The sequence below is a fragment of the Dethiosulfatibacter aminovorans DSM 17477 genome (assembly GCF_900142005.1).
Lineage (GTDB): Bacteria > Bacillota > Clostridia > Tissierellales > Dethiosulfatibacteraceae > Dethiosulfatibacter > Dethiosulfatibacter aminovorans.
The window spans coordinates 65,213-90,354 of the sequence record NZ_FQZL01000009.1 but is presented as its reverse complement, the minus strand read 5'-3'; the positions used below and the strand labels follow the sequence as shown (position 1 = coordinate 90,354).

Annotated in this window: 26 protein-coding genes; 4 read left to right on the top strand and 22 right to left on the bottom strand. The window is 38.6% G+C overall.

The genetic code is table 11. The features are described 5' to 3' along the window. The 9 genes from BUB05_RS07635 to BUB05_RS07595 are packed head-to-tail and all read right to left on the bottom strand — an operon-like array spanning nt 1 to nt 5,248. A complete protein-coding gene (locus BUB05_RS07635; RefSeq protein ID WP_073049003.1) occupies nt 1-1,443 on the bottom strand; it encodes a proton-conducting transporter transmembrane domain-containing protein in 1,443 nt (480 codons plus the stop codon). Nucleotides 1,444-1,452: 9 nt separating this feature from the next. Further along, on the bottom strand, nt 1,453-2,919 hold the full coding sequence (locus tag BUB05_RS07630; RefSeq protein ID WP_073049002.1) for a complex I subunit 5 family protein: 1,467 nt from the start codon (nt 2,917-2,919) through the stop codon (nt 1,453-1,455). Next, entirely contained in the window at nt 2,909-3,283 is a 375-nt protein-coding gene (locus BUB05_RS07625) for a sodium:proton antiporter (protein ID WP_073049001.1), read from the bottom strand. Before BUB05_RS07625 ends, BUB05_RS07630 begins: the two co-directional genes overlap by 11 nt. A 1-nt stretch (nt 3,284) precedes the next feature. Then, complete coding sequence (locus BUB05_RS07620) at nt 3,285-3,704, bottom strand: MnhB domain-containing protein (RefSeq protein ID WP_073049000.1); 420 nt, start codon at nt 3,702-3,704, stop codon at nt 3,285-3,287. 20 nt (nt 3,705-3,724) lie between these two features. Continuing rightward, nucleotides 3,725-3,997, bottom strand: a complete 273-nt coding sequence (gene mbhE / locus BUB05_RS07615; RefSeq protein WP_073048999.1) for a hydrogen gas-evolving membrane-bound hydrogenase subunit E — start codon at nt 3,995-3,997, stop codon at nt 3,725-3,727. Further along, nucleotides 3,994-4,233 carry a hydrogenase subunit MbhD domain-containing protein gene (locus tag BUB05_RS07610; protein WP_073048998.1) on the bottom strand — a complete coding sequence of 80 codons (240 nt, stop codon included), beginning with the start codon at nt 4,231-4,233 and terminating at the stop codon, nt 3,994-3,996. The genes mbhE and BUB05_RS07610 overlap by 4 nt, the downstream gene beginning before the upstream one ends. Further along, nucleotides 4,233-4,523: a monovalent cation/H(+) antiporter subunit G gene (gene mnhG, locus BUB05_RS07605; protein ID WP_073048997.1), complete on the bottom strand. Its 291-nt coding sequence runs from the start codon at nt 4,521-4,523 to the stop codon at nt 4,233-4,235. Before mnhG ends, BUB05_RS07610 begins: the two co-directional genes overlap by 1 nt. Before the next feature lies 1 nt (nt 4,524). Beyond that, complete coding sequence (locus BUB05_RS07600) at nt 4,525-4,779, bottom strand: MrpF/PhaF family protein (protein ID WP_073048996.1); 255 nt, start codon at nt 4,777-4,779, stop codon at nt 4,525-4,527. Continuing rightward, the gene (locus BUB05_RS07595; protein ID WP_094762783.1) at nt 4,772-5,248 is read right to left on the bottom strand and encodes a Na+/H+ antiporter subunit E; all 477 of its coding nucleotides are present in this window, start codon (nt 5,246-5,248) and stop codon (nt 4,772-4,774) included. Before BUB05_RS07595 ends, BUB05_RS07600 begins: the two co-directional genes overlap by 8 nt. A 196-nt stretch (nt 5,249-5,444) precedes the next feature. Between BUB05_RS07595 and BUB05_RS07590 the strand changes: the two genes are divergently transcribed. After that, nucleotides 5,445-6,482 carry an FAD:protein FMN transferase gene (locus tag BUB05_RS07590; RefSeq protein ID WP_073048995.1) on the top strand — a complete coding sequence of 346 codons (1,038 nt, stop codon included), beginning with the start codon at nt 5,445-5,447 and terminating at the stop codon, nt 6,480-6,482. A 46-nt stretch (nt 6,483-6,528) separates the two neighbouring features. Here BUB05_RS07590 and BUB05_RS07585 read toward each other — a convergent pair whose 3' ends face one another. The 7 genes from BUB05_RS07585 to BUB05_RS07555 all read right to left on the bottom strand — a co-directional run bounded on the left by BUB05_RS07585 (nt 6,529) and on the right by BUB05_RS07555 (nt 16,397). Further along, nucleotides 6,529-8,808 (bottom strand): Tex family protein, encoded by a 2,280-nt coding sequence (locus tag BUB05_RS07585; RefSeq protein ID WP_073048994.1) that lies wholly within the window; start codon nt 8,806-8,808, stop codon nt 6,529-6,531. Nucleotide 8,809: 1 nt separating this feature from the next. Next, nucleotides 8,810-9,932 (bottom strand): peptide chain release factor 2 gene (prfB, locus tag BUB05_RS07580; RefSeq protein WP_217683719.1). Its coding sequence is split into 2 segments (ribosomal slippage): nt 8,810-9,856 and nt 9,858-9,932, totalling 1,122 coding nucleotides; the frame shifts between segments, so codons are not numbered across the junction. Between the two features lie 44 nt (nt 9,933-9,976). Continuing rightward, nucleotides 9,977-12,718, bottom strand: coding sequence for a preprotein translocase subunit SecA (gene secA, locus BUB05_RS07575; RefSeq protein ID WP_073048992.1), 2,742 nt, complete (start codon nt 12,716-12,718; stop codon nt 9,977-9,979). Between the two features lie 309 nt (nt 12,719-13,027). After that, nucleotides 13,028-14,272 carry an aminoacetone oxidase family FAD-binding enzyme gene (locus BUB05_RS07570; RefSeq protein WP_073048991.1) on the bottom strand — a complete coding sequence of 415 codons (1,245 nt, stop codon included), beginning with the start codon at nt 14,270-14,272 and terminating at the stop codon, nt 13,028-13,030. 155 nt (nt 14,273-14,427) lie between these two features. Further along, complete coding sequence (locus BUB05_RS07565; RefSeq protein WP_073048990.1) at nt 14,428-14,787, bottom strand: NifB/NifX family molybdenum-iron cluster-binding protein; 360 nt, start codon at nt 14,785-14,787, stop codon at nt 14,428-14,430. 82 nt (nt 14,788-14,869) lie between these two features. Further along, nucleotides 14,870-15,568, bottom strand: a complete 699-nt coding sequence (locus BUB05_RS07560; protein ID WP_073048989.1) for a hypothetical protein — start codon at nt 15,566-15,568, stop codon at nt 14,870-14,872. Between the two features lie 148 nt (nt 15,569-15,716). Then, nucleotides 15,717-16,397: a LytR/AlgR family response regulator transcription factor gene (locus BUB05_RS07555; RefSeq protein ID WP_073048988.1), complete on the bottom strand. Its 681-nt coding sequence runs from the start codon at nt 16,395-16,397 to the stop codon at nt 15,717-15,719. Between the two features lie 382 nt (nt 16,398-16,779). Between BUB05_RS07555 and BUB05_RS07550 the strand changes: the two genes are divergently transcribed. Then, on the top strand, nt 16,780-17,058 hold the full coding sequence (locus tag BUB05_RS07550) for a hypothetical protein (protein WP_073048987.1): 279 nt from the start codon (nt 16,780-16,782) through the stop codon (nt 17,056-17,058). A gap of 58 nt (nt 17,059-17,116) precedes the next feature. On the opposite strand, the gene BUB05_RS18545 is transcribed toward BUB05_RS07550, so the two are convergent. From BUB05_RS18545 to BUB05_RS07525, 5 genes are all read right to left on the bottom strand, one after another. Continuing rightward, nucleotides 17,117-17,278: a FeoB-associated Cys-rich membrane protein gene (locus BUB05_RS18545; protein WP_175548529.1), complete on the bottom strand. Its 162-nt coding sequence runs from the start codon at nt 17,276-17,278 to the stop codon at nt 17,117-17,119. Nucleotides 17,279-17,282: 4 nt separating this feature from the next. Next, complete coding sequence (gene feoB, locus BUB05_RS07540) at nt 17,283-19,133, bottom strand: ferrous iron transport protein B (RefSeq protein WP_073048986.1); 1,851 nt, start codon at nt 19,131-19,133, stop codon at nt 17,283-17,285. Between the two features lie 85 nt (nt 19,134-19,218). Further along, on the bottom strand, nt 19,219-19,440 hold the full coding sequence (locus tag BUB05_RS07535) for a FeoA family protein (protein WP_073048985.1): 222 nt from the start codon (nt 19,438-19,440) through the stop codon (nt 19,219-19,221). Nucleotides 19,441-19,615: 175 nt separating this feature from the next. Further along, on the bottom strand, nt 19,616-20,980 hold the full coding sequence (locus BUB05_RS07530) for a TldD/PmbA family protein (RefSeq protein ID WP_245819794.1): 1,365 nt from the start codon (nt 20,978-20,980) through the stop codon (nt 19,616-19,618). Continuing rightward, the gene (locus tag BUB05_RS07525) at nt 20,961-22,361 is read right to left on the bottom strand and encodes a TldD/PmbA family protein (protein WP_073048984.1); all 1,401 of its coding nucleotides are present in this window, start codon (nt 22,359-22,361) and stop codon (nt 20,961-20,963) included. The genes BUB05_RS07530 and BUB05_RS07525 overlap by 20 nt, the downstream gene beginning before the upstream one ends. A gap of 243 nt (nt 22,362-22,604) precedes the next feature. Between BUB05_RS07525 and BUB05_RS07520 the strand changes: the two genes are divergently transcribed. Further along, nucleotides 22,605-23,222, top strand: coding sequence for a hypothetical protein (locus tag BUB05_RS07520; RefSeq protein ID WP_073048983.1), 618 nt, complete (start codon nt 22,605-22,607; stop codon nt 23,220-23,222). A 35-nt stretch (nt 23,223-23,257) separates the two neighbouring features. Here the strand turns inward: BUB05_RS07520 and BUB05_RS07515 are convergent, their stop codons facing one another. Continuing rightward, entirely contained in the window at nt 23,258-24,052 is a 795-nt protein-coding gene (locus BUB05_RS07515) for a GTP pyrophosphokinase (protein WP_073048982.1), read from the bottom strand. Between the two features lie 149 nt (nt 24,053-24,201). On the opposite strand from BUB05_RS07515, the gene BUB05_RS07510 reads away from it, so the two are divergent. Then, nucleotides 24,202-25,101: a fumarylacetoacetate hydrolase family protein gene (locus BUB05_RS07510; RefSeq protein ID WP_073048981.1), complete on the top strand. Its 900-nt coding sequence runs from the start codon at nt 24,202-24,204 to the stop codon at nt 25,099-25,101. The last annotated feature ends 41 nt before the right edge of the window (nt 25,102-25,142 follow it).

Genomic DNA, 25,142 nt, shown 5'->3' with positions numbered 1-25,142 from the left:
TTAGAACAATAATTTAGAAGCCTGGTCTATGATATTTATCAGAAGATTAGGCATAATTCCAGCTATTACGTTTATAGCTGTCAGAATCACTATAGGCACAAGCATAAAATTGCCAGGTTCTTTTATTTCAATTTCAGCCGAGGGCGCACCTCTGAAAAAAGCGCTGCTTATGATAGGTATCAGATAACCGGCAGTCAAGAGAGCACTTAGAAGAAGCATGACCGGAACTATGAAATTTCCTCTTTCCAGTCCCCCAATGGCCAGATGCCACTTGCTTACAAAGCCGTTCGTCGGAGGAATTCCTATAAGACAAATTGACGAAATTGCAAAACATGTCATTGTTACAGGCATCCTTTTCCCTATTCCCTGTATTTCCTCCAGTTCCGTTTTATTTTCGTAGTGCATTATTGCTCCTACGCAAAAGAACAGTGTTATCTTTGTTGTAGCATGGAAAAGCATATGTAATATGCCGCCAGTGAATGAACTTTCGTCAAACACCACCAGACCCAGCATTATATATCCCAGTTGGCTTATGGTTGAATAGGCCAGTCTTTTCTTGAGATTCTTCCGCCCCATGGCAAGAAAGGATCCCATCAGTATTGAAACAAGGACCAGTATTTGAGTATACCTGTTTCCTCCTATATTCTCAATAAGTTCCCATCCAAGTACATAGTATGTCATCCTCATGAGAGAAAATATTCCTGATTTTACAACTGCAACTGCATGAAGAAGGGCGCTCACGGGAGTAGGTGCCACCATTGCTGCTGGAAGCCATGCGTGAAAGGGTACAAGTGCAGCCTTTACCCCAAGTCCCACAAACAGCAGCAGATATACCATTAGATAATAGCTTGCATCTATATTTTTAATATTTCCAACTATTCCACCAGGCTTGAAGTCCAGCGTTCCGGTCTGACTGTAAAGAAGTATCAAGCCGAAAAGAACAAAGGTTGCTCCAACGAATGAATAGATAATATATTTCTTTCCAATCTGCAATGCTCTGTCTGTCCCTGTCTGAATAACCAACGGAAAGGTTACCAGCGTCAGCAGCTCATAGAAGAGATACAAGGTAATCAGGTTTCCCGAAAAAGCTATGGAAAGAGTAATTCCCTGTGTCATCATGAAAAACATTGAATAGCTTCTAAGCTTTTTTTCATGACTCATGTAATCTATGGAGTAGAAGGTTGTAAATATCCAAAGGGTTGATACAAGAACTGCAAATATCTTACCCAAAATATCAGGAAGAAAATATAGATTGATTATTTCACTGAATCTCAGGATAGTGAGCTTTTCATCCTTTATTAAAAATACACAGATCAAGGTCAGAAAGAAATTGATGAATGCAGATGCTATAAGGGTTTTGTTTATTTTTTTTTCATCTGAAAATCTAATATAAATCCCACTTAAGATGGGAAAAATTATTGGTGTCAAGATTAATAGCTTCATCAATACCTCCTAAATAAAGCTCTTGGAAATCATTTCAAGTATGGTGCTTGAGAACAGTCCTGTCAAAGTCATTAGGATAATAAGAACTGCTACAGGCGCTATCTTGGCGGTTTCTATCTTCTTCGAATTGTATATCTTGCCTTCCAGGTTGTTCTGTCCGAAGAATCCATTGATTACTATTGGAAAATAGTAAAGGAGATTCAACAGACTGCTGGCAAGAATAATCAGTATCAAAGGTATCCTGTTTATTTGTATACATGCCAAAGACAGGTACCATTTGCTTATAAAGCCAGGAAATACAGGTATTCCAACCATTGAGAAGGATGCCAGTGCAAATAGGATCAGGGCAAAAGGCATTTCACGTCCTATCCCCTTCAGATCTTCAATATATTTGCTGTTGTTTTTCTTTATCATAAGCCCCGAAAGAAGAAACAACCCGGATTTTGTAAGGGCATGGCCTATAATATGATAAACAGCTATAGTCATTCCAGCTACACTTCCGATGCCAAGTCCAAAGGCTATATAGCCGACCTGGGCAATACTGGAATATGCAATCATTCTTTTCAGCTCTTTTTGATTTATTGCCATTACAGAACCGAAAATCATTCCACAGGATCCCAATAGAAGAATGACATCCATTATGATTGTATTCTCTACAATTTCCAAGGTAAACATCCTGAATATCATCTTTATGAGCATAAAGATATACACCTTTATTACCATGGACGAAAGCAGGGCGCTTGATGGAGCCGGAGCTGATGAATGGGCATCCGGAAGCCATCCATGGAGAGGAAACAGTGCACTTTTTACTCCAAGACCTACCGTGAAAAGGGTCAGTATTATAAGGATGGAGTTCTTATAGTCCATATGGTTATTAGCTATGACTCCACTTATAAGAGACATATTGAGATGCCCTGATATGGAGTACAGATATGCTATTGCCATAAGCACTAGTCCTGAACCTATTGAACTCATTACGAGATACTTGATTGTAGCTTTAATGTTTTCCTTTTTGTCCTTTATTACAATAAGCCCGCATGCTGACAAGGTGGACACTTCAATAAATACATAAGAATTGAAAAGGTCATTGGAATATACGACTCCAAGAAGAGATGCAACCAGTATGTTCACCAGTGTGTAAAACAGACCTATCCTGTTTTCTTCAATTTCATCCATTATGCACGAATTGGAGTATATTACAGTCATCAGAGTTATTATTGCAAAAACAAAAGAAATCAGAGCTTCCGCATTCCCTATGTGGAACTGTATTCCAAGGAAGGTATCCGGGTGTCCTATATTGAGGATATAGTATCCATTACTGATTGTTTTCACAAGGGTCATACCAGTTGAGGCAACCAGTAGTATGCTTGTTGAAAGTATAAGTAATGAAGTCTTTTTATAGTCTCTTATCAAGGGGGCTGTAAATGAAGTTATCATTAAAACCAGTATGTTTATCAGGGGAAAGCTATTTGTCATTTTTATTTCCTCTCATTTCCATTATTTTTTCCAAGTCTATTGTTCCGTATTTTTCATTGAGCTTTACTGTCAGACCAAGAGCAAATGCAGTTGTTGTTACTGCAACTACTATGCCCGTAAGCATTAGTGCCGTTGGGACGGGATTTACATAGTGAAGGACGCCCTTGAATCCGTTCCTTATTATTGGCGCTTCTCCTCCTTCGATATATCCTTTTGCTATGAAAAAAAGGAATATGGCAGTATCCATTATATTCAAACCTATTATCTTCCTAATAAGGTTGTTGTGAAACATCAGAGTCGTGAAGCCCACTCCGAATAGTACTATTGCTGCAGTTTCATAATAGTTTATCAGTAATCCTGTCATATCATACCTCTCCATCCAAAAATAACGAAAATACAAAATACATCATCAGCGACACAACTATTCCGACAATTATGTTCAATGGAAGTATCAGTCCTGCACTGAATATGTTGCCAGGAGTTCCTGATGGTATCTTTGGCAGATGCAAATCATAGGAAAGAAAACTGTATCCCTTCAACAGTCCATAAAGGACAAGTGGAATGCTCATTCCTTTCATGATTACATTTTTGTTTATGAGATTTCTGGTATATGTTTTCCCAAATACCAGATGCATTATTATGAAGGAGCAGCCAAGTATTGCCCCTCCGGCAAATCCTCCTCCAGGAGAAAGATGTCCATGGAATATGATGTATATGGAAAAAAGCTGGATAATGGGTATCATTAGCCTGCATACTTCTACAAGTATTGTATCTTTGTATTTCATATTTCACCTCTTTATAAATACTAAGCTGCTTTCTTGAAGAGCAAAAGTATGATCAATGCTCCTGTAAACAGCACCGACGCTTCCATGAAAGTATCAAGTGCCCTGTAATCAAGTACTATTGCCGTTACTATGTTGAGCGCTCCTGTTTCTTCAGTTGTTCTTTCAAGATATGAGTGGCTCAATTCATTGTTGTCCGGATTGTATGGGTTGCCAAAAGGAGGCAGTTCACTTACACCTGACAGAAGAAGCGCTATCAGAAGAACTGCTATGGCTATCGCACTTGCAAGTCTCATTTTTTCTCTCCTTTTATTTTCTTCAAAGCCGCTATAAACAGGAATGTAGTGATTCCCGCACCTACAGCTGCTTCTGTTATTGCCAGGTCGGGAGCATTAAGCTGCTGCCACAGAACAGCCATAATCAAGCTGTAGACCATAAACACTATGATTGTGGATAGAAGGTCCTTTATCACAGATATTGATATTGAAAATACAATCAAGGATATTAACATTATTATACTGAAAAGTTCCATTAATTGTCCTCTCTTTCTTTTTCATAGTGTGCCTTGGTTATAATATGGGTTGCCGTTGGTGAAGTAATCCATATGAAGCCGATAACCACTATGATTTTTAATGTGACTGCATCAAGACCGTTGTAAATACAGAGGCCAAGAAGAGTGAACACCGTTCCAAGTGTGTCGCATTTTGCGCTACTGTGTGCTCTGGTATAAATATCCGGGAATCTCAATATTCCTATTGTTCCAACCAGAAAGAAAAAGATTCCTGAAAGCAGGAACAAGCCTGTTATTATATTTCTTGCCATATCACTGCTCCTTTATGGTTTTTGATATTATTATTGAAGCGGAAAAGCTGATCAGTGCATAAACCAGTGCAACGTCAATGAAATAACTTTCATGAAAAATAAAGGACACAATTATTATTATTGATATGACCTTGGTTCCAACAAGATTGATTGCTATAATCCTGTCCGATATTGTAGGTCCCTTGATTGCTCTATATACGCAAAGGAATATTGTTGTCGATAGAATCAATATGGTGAAATTCAGAAGACTAATCATAATAAAGTTCCTCCAGTTTCATTAGAATCTTTTCAAACCTTGTTTCTTCAATAGACTTGCCGAATTCCTCTGTAAGGCAATGTATGAGCATTTCATCATCTTCCATTGAAACTGTCAAGGTTCCAGGGGTCAATGTGATGGAATTTGCCAGGATTGTTCTGTGAAGATCCGACTTCAGACTTATTCTGTGTTTTACAAATGACGGTGACAGTTTTGGTTTTGGTGAAAGAACAAGCATGGCAACATGAATATTCGCCTTGATAATTTCATACAAAAGAATGAAAAGATATTCGAAAAAATATGGTATACTCTTCAATCCTATACTTAATCGTATTTTTTCAACAAGCTTTTTGTTAATCAGGGCAACCAAAATAACTCCGAAAATTCCAACAAGCAAAACTTCAATGGAAAATCTTTCGGCAAAAACCAGCCATAGTCCCAGAAGCAGGACATGTATTAAATTGTGCATTAAATCACTCCTATGAGAATTATAAAGATTGGTATGTTTGAAGGGGATAAAAATTCAATGCTATAATAACACATTTGAGAATGTTTTTCAATAAAATTGTTTGCATTGTTAAAATTTTATTTTGTATTGAAGATCAAGTCCTAAAATAGTATAATCTCCATAGCTGCTACAGATATTACAAAAGGAGACTTAATTGATGAAAAAACTACTCAGTATCACATCAATACTGATTCTTGCACTCGTCTTGTGGGGATGCACTATCAGCGATTCAAAAAGCGATGATTTAAAGGTATCTAAAAGTGAATTCATGCTGGATACGGTAATCACCCTCACTCTCTACGGCACTGACGACGACTCTGCAATTGATGAAATATTCAATACCATCTCAGAACTCGAAGATAAACTCAGCATACATGAAGAAGGAAGCGAACTGGCACTCATACGAGATAATGCAGGCATAAAACCTGTTGCTGTATCAAATGATACTCTTGCAATATTTGAAAAATCAGTAGAATACTCAAATCTGTCAGGAGGTCTTTTCGATATTACCGCTGCCCCCCTCATATCATTGTGGGCTATAGGGACTGAAGAGCAAAGAGTCCCCTCTCATGAAGAAATAAAAGCCGCTCTGGAACTTATCGGTTATGAAAAGATTGTTATAAACCATGATGAATCCACTGTTTATATTGAGGGTAAAGGAATGTATGCAAATCTTGGTGCCATAGCCAAGGGCTATATAGCAGACAAGGCAGCTGAAAAAGCAAAGGAACTCGGAGTAGACAGCGCTATTTTAAACCTTGGAGGCAACGTGCTGCTCATAGGGTCAAAACCTGATGGAAGCAACTTCAAGGTTGGAATACAGGACCCCGATGAACCAACAGGCGGCTATATGGGAATAGTGGAAGGAAGGAACCTTTCCATTGTGACTTCCGGAGACTATGAAAGGTATTTCATTGAGGACGGTGTGAAATATCATCATATCCTGAATCCCTATACCGGCTACCCCGTGGATAGCAATATAAAGAGCGTATCCATCATAACGGAAAATTCTTTTGATGGAGATGCACTTTCAACCTCAGTACTCCTCATGGGTCTTGAAAAAGGTCTTGAATTTATTGAAGCTAAGGAAAATACCGATGCAATTTTCATTACAAAGGACAATGAAATAATCCTTACAGATGGCGCACAAGAAATATTTCAACTGAAATCGGAAAAGTATTCATTCAAGGAATAACTGAAAATCTAAAAAAATCCCGCAGATTAATCTGCGGGATTTTTAATTACTTCTTCTTGTTCTTTTTCAATGTCAGTGATATTCTGTTTCTCTTTTTATCCACATCAAGTATTCTGGCAGAAACAGTATCGCCTACCTGAACCACTTCCATTGGCGACTTGATATACTTGTCGCTCATTTCCGAAACATGGATAAGTCCGTCCTGTTTTACACCAATATCCACAAATGCTCCAAAATCTACAACATTTCTTACTGTACCGGTAACTATCATGTCCGGCTTTAAATCTTCCATTTTGAGAACGTCATTTCTGAAAATAGGCTTAGGCATTTCATCACGCGGATCCCTTCCCGGCTTTTTAAGCTCTTCAATGATATCAATAAGTGTGGGAAGACCGACTTCAAGTTCTTCTGCAAGAACCTTGTATCTGTCTTTTAGCCTTTCCTTTGTTGGCTTTTTCTTTTTGTTGACCTTCAACCTTGCAAGGTCCTGAAGGCTTTTCATCCTTCCTCCACCTTTGATTTCAATACTGGCCTGCTTTTCCTTTACAGGTATGGACAATATTCTTTCATTGAAGTCTGTAAGCTTCAATTTTCCCAAATGTTCAAAATCATATCCAAGTCTTACAAGCAGTTTCTTCGCTATATCATATGATTCAGGATGGACCGCCGTCTTGTCCAAATAGTTGTCCCCGTCACTGATTCTCAAAAATCCTCCACATTGCTCGTATACCTTGTCTCCAAGTCTCTTAACATTTTTAAGGTCGTTTCTGCTGTGGAATTTTCCATTCTCTTCCCTGTATGCAACTATATTCTTGGCTACTGATTTGTTTACGCCGGCTACATATTGAAGCAGAGAATAAGATGCAGTATTCAGGTCAACTCCAACACTGTTTACGCAGTCCTCTACTACTCCATCAAGGGCCTTGCCAAGCTTTGTCTGGTTGACGTCATGCTGATACTGGCCTACTCCTATACTCTTTGGATCTATCTTTACAAGTTCAGCAAGAGGATCCTGGAGTCTTCTTCCTATGGATATTGCTCCCCTGATGGAAACATCTATATCCGGATATTCCTCGGTTGCCAGCTTTGAAGCCGAATAAACGGAAGCTCCCGCCTCGCTTACTATTGTATACGAAACATTTTTGCCGGATTCCTGCAATATGTCAGCCACCAGCATTTCAGTCTCCCTTGATGCAGTACCGTTCCCTATGCTTATTACTTCAACGGCATATTGGTCTATGAGCTCGTTTATTCGTGCCTTTGATTCCTTTACCTTGTTTTGAGGTTCGTTTGGATATATTGTATCATACTCCAATACCTTCCCTGTTTCGTCAAGCACTGTAAGCTTGCATCCCGTCCTGAAGGAAGGGTCGATTGCCAAAACGACTGAATCCTTTACAGGAGGCACCAAGAGAAGGTTTTTTGTATTTTTCGAAAACACTTTTATTGCTTCCTCCTCAGCCTTTTCAGTTAGGATGTTTCTTATCTCCCTTGTCACCGAAGGTGTAATAAGCCTCTTGTATGAATCTTCTATGGCATTGTTAAGATATTCATCTGTAACTGCATCCTCATTCCTGACAATCTTGTCTTTCAAATAATTCACTATCTTTTCGTCAGGAGTAGTCATGCTGACCTTTAATATCTTTTCCTTTTCTCCCCTGTTTATTGCAAGTATTCTGTGATTTGCAATCTTTGAAATCTCCTCTGTGAACTTGTAGTACATGTCGTATACAGTACTTTCTTCCTCATTCACGGCAGTTGTTGAAATCGACCCCTCTTTCAAGAAAATATCACGGATTTGTTCCCTGTATTCGGCATCATCCGACACAGCCTCTGCTATTATATCCATGGCACCATTGAGGGCGTCTTTCACAGTTTTGACTTCTTCACTTATATATGGCTGGGCAAGTTCTTCTGCAGTACCTTCCACAACTTCCTGTTGCCTTATGATCTCCGCCAAAGGTTCAAGCCCTTTGGCTTTGGCTATGGTCGCACGTGTTTTCTTCTTCTGCTTGTATGGTCTGTAAAGGTCTTCCACCCTTTGGAGAACCTCTGCATCAAGTATGTCTTTTTTAAGCTCTTCAGTGAGCTTACCCTGTTCCTCAATGAGTCTTACCACCTCATTTTTTCTTTCCTCGAGATTTCTTATATAGGTAAGTCTTTCATCAAGATTCCTTAAAACAACATCATCCAATGATCCTGTCTTTTCTTTTCTATATCTGGCGATGAAAGGAATTGTATTACCCTCATCTATTAGGTCCACAGTGTTTTTTACTTGGAATTCCTTCAAGTTGAATTCTTCACACAGTTTTTTTATAATATCCATTTTAGCTCTCCTGTTTGTTATTTATACTTTTCATCTTCAAATATTCATTCATGAACAAATCCAGATCTCCATCCATTACTGCCTGAATATTTCCCTTTTCAGCATTGGTCCTATGATCCTTCACAAGGTTGTATGGATGAAAAACATAAGATCTTATCTGGCTTCCCCAGGCAATCTGGTTGTAGTTGCCCTGTATGTCCTCGATTTTCTCCTTGTTTTCCGTCTCCTTGATTTCTACAAGTTTGGCCATAAGCATCTTCATGGCAGTAGCCTTGTTCTTGTGCTGTGACCTTTCATTCTGGCAGGACACCACTACACCTGTTGGAACATGGGTTATCCTTACAGCTGAATCGGTGGTATTTACATGCTGACCACCGGCTCCGCTTGACCTGAAGGTATCTATCTTAAGATCTGCAGGATTGATGTCTATTTCAATATCATCATCCAGTTCAGGCATGATGTCTGCAGATGCAAAAGATGTATGTCTTCTGTTTGAAGAATCAAATGGAGAAATTCTTACAAGTCTGTGGACTCCCTTTTCAGACTTGAGATATCCATATGCATATTCTCCCTGTATAAGAAGTGTTACACTCTTGATTCCCGCTTCAGTATCGGAAAGAATGTCAAGCACTTGAACCTTGAACTGTGACTTCTCAGCCCACCTTGTATACATTCTCATGAGCATCTCTGCCCAGTCCTGTGCTTCTGTACCTCCTGCCCCTGCGTGTATGGTCAGTATTGCATTATTTCTATCATATTCACCGCTTAATAGAGTTGTAATTCTGAACTTTTCTATTTCATCACCGGTTTCCCTTTCAAGGGATTTCAGCTCGGAAATATATCCTTCATCCTCTTCTTCCTCGATAAGCTGCAGCATAAGTTCGATTTCTTCCACCTTATCCCTGATTCCATAATATGTAGAGAGCTTGTTCTGTATATTCTTAAGATCAGCTGAAACTTTCTGAGCCCTTGCTAAATCGTCCCAGAAACCTGCTTTTTGCATTTCCTTCTCATAGTCAGATTTTCTCTTTTCCAGACCTGACAAGTCAAAGTGAAACACCTACCTCTTCTATAGTTTTTGTAAAAAGCTTAAGTTTCTCTTTGTATTCATACAAATCTATCATTCAATCACTTCCTTTAAGTAAATTTTTATACCAAATCCGATTCCTTATGCATCCTTGCCGCAGCACCTCTTGTACTTCTTGCCGCTCCCACAAGGACATGGCTCGTTTCTGCCAATTTTCCTGCCTTTAACTACTGTTTTGGGTTTTGCTCCATTGCCGTTCAGGTTTGTTCCGGTCTCCTTGGCAACTTTTTGCCTTTCCATTTTTTCCTGTGACCTGACTCTGTACAGATACTTGACAGTATCCTCCTGAATCATTCCAATGAGTTCCTGGAACATGTCAAAGCCTTCATTCTGGTATGCCCTGACAGGATCTTCATTTCCCATGGCTCTGAGAGCAACTCCCTGCCTCAGCTGATCCATTGCATCTATATGGTCCATCCATTTTGTATCTACAGTCTTAAGCAGTACAACCCTCTCTACTTCCCTGAATCTTTCTTCTCCAAATTCCCTTTCCTTGGCAGCATAAAGTTTCTGGGCAAGGGTCATTGACAATTCGTTCATCTTATCGGTTGTAAGACTTTCAACATCATCAATTTTCAACTTGATATTGGCTCCAAACATTTCGCTCAAATAGCCTTCATATCCATTGATATCCCAGTTCTCAGGGTATTTTTCAGCTGTAAACTCACCCATTCCAAGACTTATCTGCTCTTTAACCATGGTCATGATATGGTCTTTAAGATCTTCACCCATAAGAACCTTTCTTCTTTCTGAATATATGACCTCTCTCTGCTTGTTCATTACATTGTCATACTGGAGAACATGCTTTCTTATATTGAAGTTACGTCCTTCCACCCTTCCCTGGGCTGTTTCAATTGACTTTGACAGCATGCTGTGCTGAAGAGGTTCGTCATCAGGCAGCTTCAATGTGTCTACCAGTACCTTTACCTTGTCACCGGCAAAAAGTCTCATCAAGTCATCGTCAAGGGATATATAGAATTTTGAAGACCCCGGGTCCCCCTGTCTTCCCGCACGACCTCTTAACTGATTGTCTATCCGCCTTGATTCGTGTCTTTCAGTGCCAATTATACAAAGACCTCCCGCCTCAAGGACTTTCTTGTTTTCCTCAAGCATTTCGGCTTCATCTTTTTTCTTTAACTCCCTGTACAGTTCCCTTGCCTTCAAAACCTCCTCGTCGTCGGTTTCATCGTATCCATCGGCTCTCATTGCGATTTCCTCAGGGAACTTGGCCTTTATTTTGTTTCTTGCTGTAAACTCGGGATTTCCTCCAAGAACTATGTCAGTACCTCTTCCAGCCATGTTTGTGGCTATAGTAACACTGCCGAAGCGTCCTGCCTGGGCAACTATTTCCGCTTCCTTTTCATGATTCTTGGCATTGAGGACATTATGTGTAATATTCCTCTTCTTCAGCATCCTGCTGAGAAGCTCTGATTTTTCAATTGAAATTGTGCCGACAAGGACAGGCTGCCCCTTCTTGTTTCTTTCTATTATTTCTTCTATTACAGCATTGAATTTGGCAGCTTCAGTCTTGTAGATAACATCTGCATCATCTGCTCTGACAACAGGCCTGTTTGTAGGTATTTCAATTACATCTACATTGTAGATTTCCCTGAATTCCTGTTCTTCAGTCTTTGCCGTACCTGTCATGCCGGAAAGCTTAGTATACATTCTGAAATAGTTCTGATATGTAATGGTTGCAAGAGTCTTCGACTCCCTTTTCACATCCAGTCTTTCCTTAGCCTCTATTGCCTGGTGCAGGCCTTTGGAGAATCTTCTTCCCTGCATCAGTCTTCCCGTGAATTCATCAACTATCATGACTTCTCCGTCTCTTACTATATAGTCGATATCGGCCACCATTATATTGTGCGCCTTAAGGGCCTGGTTTATATGATGAGTAAGCTCCATATTTTCCTCATCTGCCAGGTTTTCTATATTGAAATACTGCTCTGCCTTAGTAATACCTTTTTCAGTGAGCAGTACGCTTTTCCCTTTCTCATCCACAACAAAGTCAACAGTTTCTTCCTTCATGTTTCCCATCATGAGATCCATCTTGCTTATATTCTCATCAGGATCCTTTTTTCTGCCCTTCAGGGTCTGTACAAAGCTGTTTGCCCTGAGATACAGATCAGTTGACTTGTCTCCCACTCCTGAAATAATGAGAGGAGTTCTTGCCTCGTCTACCAAAATACTGTCAACCTCGTCTATGATACAATAGTTGAGTTCTCCCTGAACCATGTTTTCCCTTCTTACAACCATGTTGTCGCGAAGGTAGTCAAATCCGAATTCATTATTTGTACCATAAGTAATGTCTGAGTTGTACTGTTTTCTTCTCTGATCGTTGTCAAGACCATTCACAATACATCCAACAGACAGTCCCATGAAATTATACAGTTTTCCCATCCAGTCCCGGTCTCTCTGTGCCAGGTAGTCGTTTACGGTTATTACATGAACACCCTTGCCTGCAAGAGCATTGAGGTAAACAGGAAGTGTGGCGACAAGAGTCTTACCTTCTCCTGTTTTCATCTCTGCGATTCGTCCCTGGTGCAGTATTATGCCACCTATAAGCTGAACTCTGTAGTGCTTCATTCCAAGAACCCTGGAGGATGCTTCCCTTACAACGGCATATGCTTCCGGTAGAATATCGTCAAGGGTTGATCCTTCGTCAAGTCTTTTCTTAAATTCAACTGTCTTGTTCTTCAGATCTTCATCAGTAAGCCCTGCCATTTCAGTTTCAAGACTTTCAATTTCTTCGATTATCGGTTCTATCCTTTTCAATTCCCTTGATGAATAAGAACCAAAAAGCTTCTCAAACATTTTTTTCATTTTTTCACCTTCAGTAAAGATTATCCCGCACTAATGTACTTTCTAACCTAATATTTTTATGCAATATGCATTAATTCCATATTATTTCATTGATTGCTTTATATTACCTTAATTTACGGATAAATTTTCTTGTCCACTAAAAAAAGCAGAAAATTCCTGCAATTTTTATTGTATCACCTATTTATTGAATTTTCAAGCAAGAAAGCAGCTTGACAGCGTCAATGACGTAAGTCTTTGTTAAGACGCGTAGAAAGTTTACCTTGAAGCATAAAACCAATGCTTCACTGGTTTTTGCATATTCTAACTTTCTTAAGCTGAAAAACTCGAAGATGAAGCATGATTTCCCGCTCTTATTCCTGTAGCCCATGCCCAATGCAAATTGAACCCTCCGCAATCACCATAAAGATCCAGTATTTCTCCCGTGATGTACAATCCCTTTTCATCTTTGGATTCCATAGTGTCAGCATTGATTGATTCAAGGATTATCCCCCCTCCGGTAACCTGTGCTTCGTTCCATGAATGGTAATCCAACACATTTATTTTCAGAGACTTCAAATTCCCGATTATTTCATAAATCTTCTTCTTGTTTATTTTTGTACATTTCTGATTGAAATCATCAATATTTGATTCTTTCAAAAGAGGAATTATGAATCTTTTATGAACAAGCCCAATAAAACTGTCTCTTATGGACTTGTGTCTCAATGTCAGAAATCGGTTCTCAAGAAGTTCGTACATCTGAAGCTTGTTCATTTCAGAAAAAAAATCAAGCTCGAAATGCACTTTTTTTCCTGATTTGATTTCCTTGACTGCTCGTCCGCTAAGCTGCAGTACGGGAGGACCGGAAATGCCATAGTCCGCAAAAAGCACCTCCCCAAAGTCACTTTCCAGACAATCACTGCCACTAAAAAGACTCAAATTGCAATTTATCTTGAATCCCTTCAAACTCTTGAGATATGGAAAATCACTCTTGACTTTTACAAGGGCAGGATAAGTTTCATTGGACTTGTATCCTTTTTTCTCAAGAATCTCAAGTCCGGAACCATCAGACCCGAATTTGGCCCCTACTTTTCCTCCTGCTGCAACAATAACCCTGTCAAAGGTTGAAATCTCCCTGTCTGTTTCTACTTTGAATCCATTTTTTTTCTTTTCTATCTTTAAAACATTTTCACTGCATCTTTCAACAGCGCCAAATCTTGTATACTCGTCCCTCAATACATCTACAACACTAGATGCCTGTAAACTCATTGGAAACACCTTCCCGGTTTCATCCGTATAAGGTTCTATGCCTATCCCTCTGAAAAAATCCTGAGCATCATAAGTGGAGAAGCTGTTGATGATTTCCAAAGCTATATCCAAATTCGCACTATGGTATCTGTCTGGGGACACAAAAATATTTGTATAATTGCATCTTCCATTTCCAGTAGCCAGAAGTTTCTTTCCTACCCTGTCCATTCTTTCTATTATTACTACCTCAGCTCCATTCCTGGCAGCTGCAACAGCTGCAATCATGCCGGATGCCCCTCCGCCTACTATTCCTACTTTAATGTCTTTCATTTGATTCTCCTCTTATAATAAAAATCCTTTTAAAGGATCATACTTCAATCGGTTATGCACATTAGCCTATAAAAAAACCGCTACAAGATAAATCATATCATGCAGCAGTCCTTTTGTGAAATACTCAATATATTATTTTGCTGATGGTGTAATATTTAGTGCTCTCCGCACTCCCCGCTGTTTTCATGTTCCCTGCAGATGCTTCCTGTCGACTTAAGATTCCCGTCAAGATATTCTTTGACGATTCCTTCGACATCACCTCTTGCTCCTACAACAACTTCAATATTGTTTCCGTTGAACAAATCAACGGCTGCACCGCCCATTCCACCGGCTATTATTGTAGTTGCTCCCAGTTCAGCCAAAAATCTAGGCAAAAATCCAGGTTTGTGTCCAGGATTCTCATAAAACTTAGTGTCTATTACTTTACCATTTTCTTCTTCAAATACATAAAATCCTTCACAATGTCCAAAATGTTGAGCCACACTGTTGTTGCTGCTCGCTACCGCTATTTTCATAAGACCCTCCCGTATAGTAATGTTATCCTTTGTGTATTCATATATGGTATCCCTGTTATTGTCATTTGTCAACAACATGTTGCTACTGAACAAAAATCGCAGAGCTGCTTGTCCATTCTTCCCCTGAACCACAAATAAAAATCTTATCATAGTGCATACTAAGATTGTTGAAGTATCCATTATCCCTGAATTCATCTATTTTCCAACCTTCAAGAGGCAGGTAGAAATAATTGTTGTCAGTATTATACATATGGTCATTGATATAATTTATCAAATTGACGCAGTCACACTGCTCTGTATCCCCCATAAGGACATATTCGAAAACTTCAACTTCTTCATTGATTTTCTGAGAAAAACTTCTTTTCTGAAAACCTATCTTAAAAAAATCTATCAGAAAATTATCAACGTTTCCAAGTTCCATCATGGAATCAAATTCTCTTGAAATATTATCCTTAAGGTTGTTAAGAGATAAGATTGTAGAATCTGACTTGTTTTTATAGTATCTGACGCTTTCAAAAATATTGCTCAATTTTTTTATGAAAACATTGTTTTCGCCTTGCACCTTATCCATTTTCATAGGATACATAAGCGGCACATTTTCATAAGGCATTCCAATATAGCTTGTAATAAGATACTGCATGCTTTCATCATGCAAAAGCTTGTCCGCACTGATTTCCTCAGTCGTTTCAGTTTTGTCCAAATTCAAATTTTCCCATTTTCCATTTTCCATGTTTAAATCAAGAATTTTCCTTACTTCGGTTCTTCTTACATTTTTTAACATATATTTCCCCCTTGAATAAAATAAAACCAGCTTCATTACAAAACCGGTTGAGTTATTTCGATACAATTACCCCCCTTTTAGAAATTATATCAAATATTATACTATATTTTTATTATCAAATCAATGTTTTCTGATAATTACCACTTAATCAATCGAATCTCTTAACAAGTCTATCCCTGTATTTTCTGCCAATCGGAAGTGTCTTGTCACTGTTTGCAACCCTGCACCCATCCCTGTCCAATGTGTCAATATTCTTGAGATTTATTATATAACTGCTGTGACATCTGGCAAAATTTTTACTATCAAGATTTGAAAGCAAGTTTCTCATGCTTTCCTTTATCATATATTCTCCCTTTCTGGTATACAGCTTGATTTTCAATAATCTCTTTTCAAAGAACAATATGTCCCTGTAAGGAATAATATGCATTTCATTATTATATTTGAACATGAAAAGCTTCAGATTTTTCTTCATCTTTTCAAAAGACTTGTTCAACGTTTCGTTCATAGCTTCTTCTTTCAAAGGTTTGTAGATTATCCCGTCCAGCACATCATCATACTTGCCGATCTTAATGTCTGGATTCGTAGAAACAAAAATAACTGCAGTCCCACCATTTAGCGCCTTGATTTTTCTTGCTGTGTCAATAGCTGTAAATTCATTGCTTAAAAATACCAGATCAGGAACCTTTTCTTCGAAGAGTTTTTCAACACTTTCCAGTGTCTCAACTTCCTTGATCTCTGAGTTGATATTGTTTTCAGCAACATAACTATCCAGAATGGGCTTAAGTTTCGGTATTTCATTACTTTGTAATATTACAATATTATATTTCATAATGCACCGCCTTTCTCTTTCTTATAATAATTATACCATATTCTTTTTTAAAATAAAAATACCATCTATTTATTATTCCATTTTTTATTTTTTAGGGAAATTGGAATAAACACACAAGATGAACTGGTGTTATGCATGCGAAACTTCCAACGGCTTTGGAAACACAAAACCAAGTAGACATTGTAAATACAAAACCAAGTAGGGTATTGACATGTATATTATTTCTGATATTATCTTATCAAGAAAGCATCTTTGATGCGTTAAATACGTATGTATTTATCTAGGTGCGAAGGAAAGTATCCTTGACTATGTAATGCCAACATTTCAAGGGATTACTTATTTTCAACTTTCTTAAGCTGATACTAACATTTGGAGGCTGTTTATGTTTAAAGTATGGGGAAAAGTCATTAAAAACAATAAAATCCTGGAATCAATTGATATAATAGATACATCTACTGAATCACCAAAGGAAAAATTCAAAAGATCCGTTGAAAAAATCTGTTATCAGCTTGATTTAAGCACTCCTCTGTGGCTTATGCAACATGACAACGAACTAAGAACATTCAAAAGGGCCACCTTTTCTTCAGACGATTTCGTTGAATTTGTGGAGTTTGATAAACTTGAAGTGGATCTTATTTCAACAGACGAGAAAAAACAATAGTATAATAAAAAATTCTCAGGGTTTGATATCCTGAGAATTTCATTATGTTTGAATTTACCTATAAGTCCTCATCTTCATCATCACTGCACGACTCTTTGTAAGCACAACTGTTGCAGTTTTCACTTACCGAACACTTGCCGCTTCTTACCCTTTTTATCTGACTGTAAAGTATATAGATTGTCGGTATAATAACTACAGCTCCAATTATATAGTTTATCAAATCATCACCCCCAGAACACATTCCCGATATTATATACCAAAAAGGCCATTATATATGCAACGCTTGTCTGGTACATAATAGCAAATCCAGTCCATTTCCAGGAATTCAACTCTCTTTTTGCTGCTGCTATTGCTCCAATACAAGGTGCTGCAAGAGCTATGAAAACCATGAATGAGAATGCCGATAGAGGAGTAAATGACATTCTTATGGCTTCAAGAAGTGCAAAACCTCCATGCTCCGAGGCACCGCTCAATACCGCAAGAGTTGCTACCACCATTTCCTTCGCTACAAAACCGGTTAAAAAAGCAACAGATGTCTTCCAGTCTGAAAAACCAAGAGGCTTGAACAATGGAGCCATAAAGGTTCCTATTATTCCAAGAAAACTTCCCCCGGGGTTTCCGGTCAACTCCATTGTCGGAGTGAAGCTCTGAAGGAACCATATGACTACGGATCCGGCAAATATTATTGTCCCTGCCTTTGTTACAAAGGATTTACTTCTAGACCACACCTGTCTCATTACATTTTTAATAACCGGAGCCCTGTAGTCAGGCAGTTCAAGAATAAATATCTCGTTATAACCCTTGAATACAAATCTTTTTAAAAACAATCCTGACAGCATGACGGCCAGTACCCCAATGCCATACATACCCATTATTATCCAGTGGGTGTTTTCAGGAAAGAAAGCTACTGCAAACATTATATATATGGGCATCTTGGCTCCGCACGATATGAAGGGAGTGAGTACGATTGTCATTTTCCTCTCCCTGTCGCTGTCAAGCATCCTGGCGGCCATTATGCCCGGAACGGAACATCCCGAACCTACAAACATTGGTATGAACGATTTTCCCGTAAGCCCTATCCTTCTGAATACCCTGTCCAGAATGAATGAAACCCTCGACATATATCCACTGTCTTCAAGCAGCGCAATGAAAAAGAAAAGCACCACTATCTGGGGAAGGAATAAAAGTACAGAACCCACACCGCTTAATATCCCTTCAATAACAAGAGCTATTATATATTCATTAGCTTCTGCCGAAACCAGAAACCCTTCAAGCTTTATGGATATAAAACTCAGAAACCTTTCACCTGCCCCTTGTGAATATGCTCCCACAGTGTTGATTGAAAGATTGTATATTGTCCACATTATCAATAAAAATATTGGTATTCCAAAGTACTTGTGGGTCAATACATTGTCGATTTTTCTGGAAGCCTTTGACCGGTTGCTCCCAGGTACTATATGATTCCCAACAAGGTCCTTAATGTATTTGTATCTGTATGAAGAAATATTGTCATCTGTAAATTCATCACTTTCCTTCATATCATTTACTTTCTTCAAATATTTTTCAAACTTCGCAGAGTTGTCTAGCTCCTTGACGGATTCCAGCCCTCCTATGAGGTCTTCCATCCCCTTGTTTCTCTTGGCTGAAACGGGAATAATCCTGACGCCAAGTTCTTTTTCAAGTCCGCCGACATCAATTACCGTTCCTTCCTTTTCTATGACATCCATCATGTTAAGGACTGAAATCACAGGTTTACCTGTTTCGATAAGTTGAAGTGTCAGAAAAAGACTTCTTTCTATTGAAGTTGCATCGATTACATTTATAATAACATCCGATTCGCCGGTTCTTATATACTCCTCGGCGACCCTTTCTTCCAACGAATATGGATTTATGGAATAAATTCCTGGTAAATCCACAATATCTATATCCATATTTTTTCTTTTTAGTTTTCCGGTTTTTCTTTCCACAGTAACACCAGGCCAGTTTCCCACATACTGTGAGCTTCCTGTCAAGGTGTTGAATATTGTAGTCTTTCCGCAATTCGGGTTTCCAGTAAGAACAGCAGATTTAATCATGTTGCTTTTCCTCCAATGATAAATATTCTAGAGATAAGATAATCATTCCGATTGATTAATAAAAAAAAGGCGGCTCAGCCACCTTCTATACCAGAATTATTTTCTCCGCTTCAGATTTCCTAAAGCATAGGTTATATCCTCTAATAGAGATTTCCAGCGGGTCTCCCAACGGTGCATACTTTTCCACTCTTATGCTTTCACCTTCAGTTATCCCCAACTGCATGATTCTTCTTCTTGCGCTTCCATCAAGGTTTATGTTCTTTATTATTCCTGATTGTCCCGGTTTTAAATTTGATAGTTTAGTCATAGAATCATCTCCATTAATCTTCTTACAAGTATGATACCCTAAATGATAATGTTTGTCAACAAGTATTTCTTTACATCTATGTATTCTTATCACGAACTTGACTTTACTTAAAATCCCAAAATCAAGGCAGCCGATTCCCACTCTGGACGAGATATTGGGTGCAGCTGCCTATTTTTTATTTTCCTGCTATGGAAAGTGATTTTATTTTTATCGACGGAGATCCAATATAGGCATCAGACGGAAGCCCAAATCTAAGATCCGATCCGATTTCTTCAATGTTATTGATCATATTGAAGAAATTTCCTGAAACCGTAATCTGATTTACAGGTCTGGTTTTCTTTCCACCTTCTATCATGTATCCATAGCATGACAGGGAAAAATCGCCAGACAAGGAATTCAGTCCCGAATGCAGTCCCTGAAGGTCAATTATCAGTATCCCGATATCCGTTCCTTTAATCATATCTTCGAGTCCCTTATCTCCCTTTTCAACATATAAATTTGAAGGAGCTATGCCTATTGACGACTTGTAGGAACCTCTGCTTGCATTTCCAGTGCTTTCAACGCCGTCTTTTTCCGAAGTCTTAAGGTTGTGCATGTAGGTCTTTAAAACACCTTTTTCAATGATATTCTTTCTATATGTAGCATGTCCTTCTCCATCAAATGAAGACGATGCAAAACCTTCCTTTAAATGTGGATTATCCACTAAAGTCAGTTTTTCAACAGCTATTTTTGTGTTAAGTTTACCTTTCATCAGCGAAAGGTCCTTCTGCACCCTCTCGGCAGAAAATATCCCCGAAAAGGCATCTATCAAATCAGCTGCGGCATTATTCCTAAGTATAACCTTGTAATTCCCGGATTCTACAGTTTCTGCACCAAGCATTGATATCGCCTCTTCCACTGCCTCATTAGCAATTTTACAGGGATCAAGCTCCGTAAAATCGTTTGTGACCTTGTATCCGAATCCTGTTTTTATATCGTCCTTCTCCTTTGCAACCACACCGATATAAGCAAAAGCTGCATTGGACCTGTCTTCAAGAGAAAGTCCCATGGAATTGGCAAGACTCATTTCATCGGAACCATCTCCGTATACGCAGTACTGAATTGATTCAATCCTTGAATCAAGCTTCTTGGCCTCTTCCTCCATTCTGAGAGTGAATTTTATCTTGTCCTCTTCCTTCACATCTTCAAGTGCTGGATTGTAATTGTCTATCTTTGTATATTCACTGCTGCCGCCGAAGATTTTTTCCTCATCATCAGTGTCTATTATTTCGGCATTTTCCATTGCTTCGTCAACCAGAAACTCTACTGAAGAATCGTCAATCTTCTCGGTATATGAATATCCCATCTTTCCATTGTAAAGTCCCCTGAACGATACTCCTTCACTTTGAGAAAGGCTGTAATTGTCAATCTTTTGCTCAAACACCTTTATTGAAAGGTTGGACCCTGCGGAATAGTATATTTCCATGTCTGTAAATCCCTTTGATTTTCCATATTCCATTACCTTTTCAGAAAAACCCTTCTTAAGCATTATCTTCACCATCCCTTCCACCTACAGTAAGTTCTGAAACTCTAATGACTGGCTGTCCCACATTGGCAGGTACGCTTCCGCTGACGGAACCACACATTCCCTGTCCATGGGCAAGATTGTTCCCCACCATGTCTATTTTTTGAAGAACATCCATTCCCGTCCCTATAAGAGTTGCTCCTCTCAAAGGATCGGTGATCTTGCCGTTTTCTATCTTATATCCTTCCATTACTGCAAAATTGAATTCACCGGTTGCAGTGTTTACAGAGCCTCCGCCCATGTATTTGGCATAAAGTCCTTTTTCCGTGTTGGCAATTATCTCTTCCTTGGTTGTTTTTCCGTTTGCAATGAAGGTATTGGACATCCTTGAAGTGGGGGCAAACTTGTATGACTGCCTTCTGGAGGATCCCGTGGCTTCCATGTCCATCCTTCTGCCGTTGAGCTTGTCTATCATATATCCCTTCAATATTCCATTTTCAATAAGTATATTTTTTCTTGTAGAATTTCCTTCGTCATCAATGTTTGAAGATCCCCATTCGTTCATTAGGGTTCCATCATCAATTGCAGTTACCAAATCAGATGCAACTTTCTCACCCAGCTTTCCGGCAAAAACAGAATTGCCCTTGGCTACAGAAGTTGCTTCAAGACCGTGTCCGCATGCTTCGTGGAAAATCACTCCTCCAAAGCCGTTGTCTATGATTACAGGCATCTTGCCGCTTGGACAGTATTCCGCATTCATCATGGTTTTCGCAATCCTTGACGCTTCATTCCCGTACCATTCCACATCAAGATTTTCAAAAAATTCAAATCCACGGGATGCTCCAGGTGCAAAATAACCCGTCTGCATTTCTCCATCCCTGGAAGCTATTGACTGAATTGACACCCTGGATCTCACCCTCGTATCTTCCTTGTATAGCCCCTCGCTGTTTGCTATTAGAATCTTCTGCTTGTAATCCGACAAACCTACAGTGACCTGTGAAATCATATCATCATATTTTTTTGCCGAATCATAAGCCCTTCTCATGATTTCAATTTTTCTCTTTTTCTTAACTGTCTCAGGCGATATTTCTATAGGGTTTATCAAATTTTCTATCTTCATATATTCAAGGCCGGCTTTTTTAGTTCTGCTGCTGTTTTTTATTGCAGCGGCAGCCTTCAATGCCGTGTTGATTATGTCATCGTCATTCATGCTGTTTGTATATGCGTAGACACTGAAAAACCCGTCGAATATTCTAATTCCTATGCCATAGTCCCTTCCGGACATGGTCTTCTCTATCTTGCCGCCTATGAGGCTTATTCCCGAATTTGTCTTGTCTTCAACAAATACTTCGGCAAAATCCCCTCCTGTAGACAACGCGGCATCAATGACTCTATCTATTAGACCTGCAGCTATCATAATATCACTCCTCAATCAATATTTTAAATATTTACAGCAAAACTTCATAAGTATTTTTGGTCATTTTCATGGTCAATATTTATCATGATAAATTTCACTGAAACATCAAGTGCTTCCCAAGGCTCATTGCCCATAGGATATTATATCATGAATTATATTATATTTGTCGGTAAAATGAAATTTGATTTCTATTTAAAATAATGTTAAAATTATTAAGTAAAGTTAATATTTCGGGGGTAAGTTATGGATAGAAAAGTTATTGTTTTAATTTTATTGCCTGTACTAATCGGTTCGATAATTTCAGGCTGTTCTATTTTTGCAAAAAATGATATTCTATCAACTATAAAAGACATTGAAAAAAGCGATGAAATGTTCACCAGCTTCCAAATTTCCTACGATGATTATCTTAACAACATAAACGAATATCTGACAGACAACTACAAGAAGAACAATCTTGAAGATACACCCTTTATACAGACTTCAGATACAACCATAAACTACAGCAGCCTTTCGGGGAAATCTGCAGGTGAAATACAGATGCTTGTGGGAAAAGTCTATTATGTATCAGACAAATTCACTGTAAGCGAACATGTCATGTCCGACATATATTATACGGATGATAAAAACATTTGCTACGTCTATGTCATGAAAGTCAAGATTCCAGAATCATCTGACGCCGATTCAGTCAAGGACCAAATTGTACTTTTCAAAAAATACAAGATAATAAAGGCAAACAGGAACTGGTATGTTGACAATGTCGAAACCAAATATGCCGACTATTCAAGCAACGAGTCCCCTGAAGAAAGCGGCTTTATCGACAGTAAAAATGAATCGATAAAATATCAGTACACCATCGAATAGCCAATGAAAAACAAAGAATAGATTCCCAAAGGAATCTATTCTTTTAAATGAAGCCTTTGATGCATTTGCTCCAACATTCTATTCATCTCTCTAAGCTCTTCAATACTTCCTCTTTCCCTAAGAGTATAGAAATCTTCCTGTATCTGTTCAATCTCCTTCATGGGAACATTTCCACTGAAGTATAAAACCTGAATCTTCTTTATTATCCTGGCTACAAGAGACGACCTTATCATGAACACCTCCTGGGCATCCATTATTTCAAACTTAATTTTGGACATTTCCTCATCAAGCCTTCCGGCAACCTCTGCCGATTCCCTAAGTCTTTCCTTGAGCTCTTCGGGCATATTTTCCCCAAACTTGTAATTGATTGAATGTTCTATAGTAGCCCAAAAATTCATTGCAAGAGTTCGAATCTGTATTTCAGCAAGTATCTCCTTTTCTCCGAATGCAGTGTGCACAACATAACTTATGATTATATGATAGCTTTTATATCCGCTTTCCTTCTTGTTGGTTATATAGTCCCTTTCTTCGATTATTTTAAGGTCCTTGCCATCCCTGTTCCTTATGTGCTCCACAACGTGAGGGATATCGTCAACGAGCTGGCATATTATCCTTATGCCTGCTATGTCTTCAATGCTTTCAATTTCAACATTTTTTCTGTGTGCCTTTTCTATAATGCTTGATATTTTCTTCACCCTGCCCGTAGTGAATTCTATCGGAGAATATTCATTCATATCGCGATATTCTTTTCTGATACTCTTAAACTTTACCTTTAGTTCTTCAACGGCCTGTTCATATGGCAATAGGAATTCGTCCCAGTTCTTTATCATGTCTTTTCCCCCATATATTTAATATCCATTTATTTGATTCTTAAATCTACCTTAAATCCTCTATGTGATTCATGTCTATTATATAAAATTATTTGAGTTTTTAAAAGATATAATTTATACTGATAATATTATAACTTAGGAGGTCACATATGTATTTTTTAAGATTCAAGTACCAGGATGCTGTAAGTCTTGGAGTTATGGATATAGATAAGTCAAAGGTTGTTGTTCTTGAGAACCTCGAGGGCATCCTTGAAGTTGACAACATCAAGGATATGAACGATTTGATAAAGTCATTGAAAGAGGATGATATTGAAAAGATAACCCTCTTCATTGACCAGACTACAGACTATCTTCAGATAGATGATGTGAAAGTATTGTCTCCAATAGAACATTCATTCAGAAACCTCTTCTGTCTGGGCAAGAACTACGTAGACCATGTCCATGAAGTTAAATCCATGCCCAATGTAAAGGGTGATATTCCCGAATATCCCATATACTTCAGCAAGACCTGCTATCCTTCAATAGGCCCTGATGATTCAATTGTAATTGATGAAAATCTCACAAAATCAGTAGACTACGAAGTAGAGCTTGCACTGATAATCGGCAAGGAAGGAAAAAACATAGCAAAGGAAGACATTGTTGACCACATATTTGGATACACCATCGTAAACGATATATCGGCAAGGGATCTCCAAATGAGGCATGGACAGTGGCACAGGGGAAAAAGCCTTGATACCTTCACTCCCATGGGGCCCTATATCATTCACAAGTCTCAGGTACCATACCCTGTAGACCTGGATATAAAATGCTGGGTAAACGATGAGCTAAGGCAAGATTCAAAAACTTCCAAAATGATATTTGACATTGATTATATTATATCAGATCTTTCAAGAAGCACCACTCTGTATCCTGGAGACATAATCCTGACTGGTACTCCGGCAGGTGTAGGAATGGGTTTCGACCCTCCTAAAATGCTAAAAAATGGAGACATTGTAAAATGTGAAGTAGAAAAAATAGGAGTTTTGACCAATAAGGTAAAGTGTCTATAATTATGCATGATTCAAAAAAAGAGAACCGGTTAACTACCGAT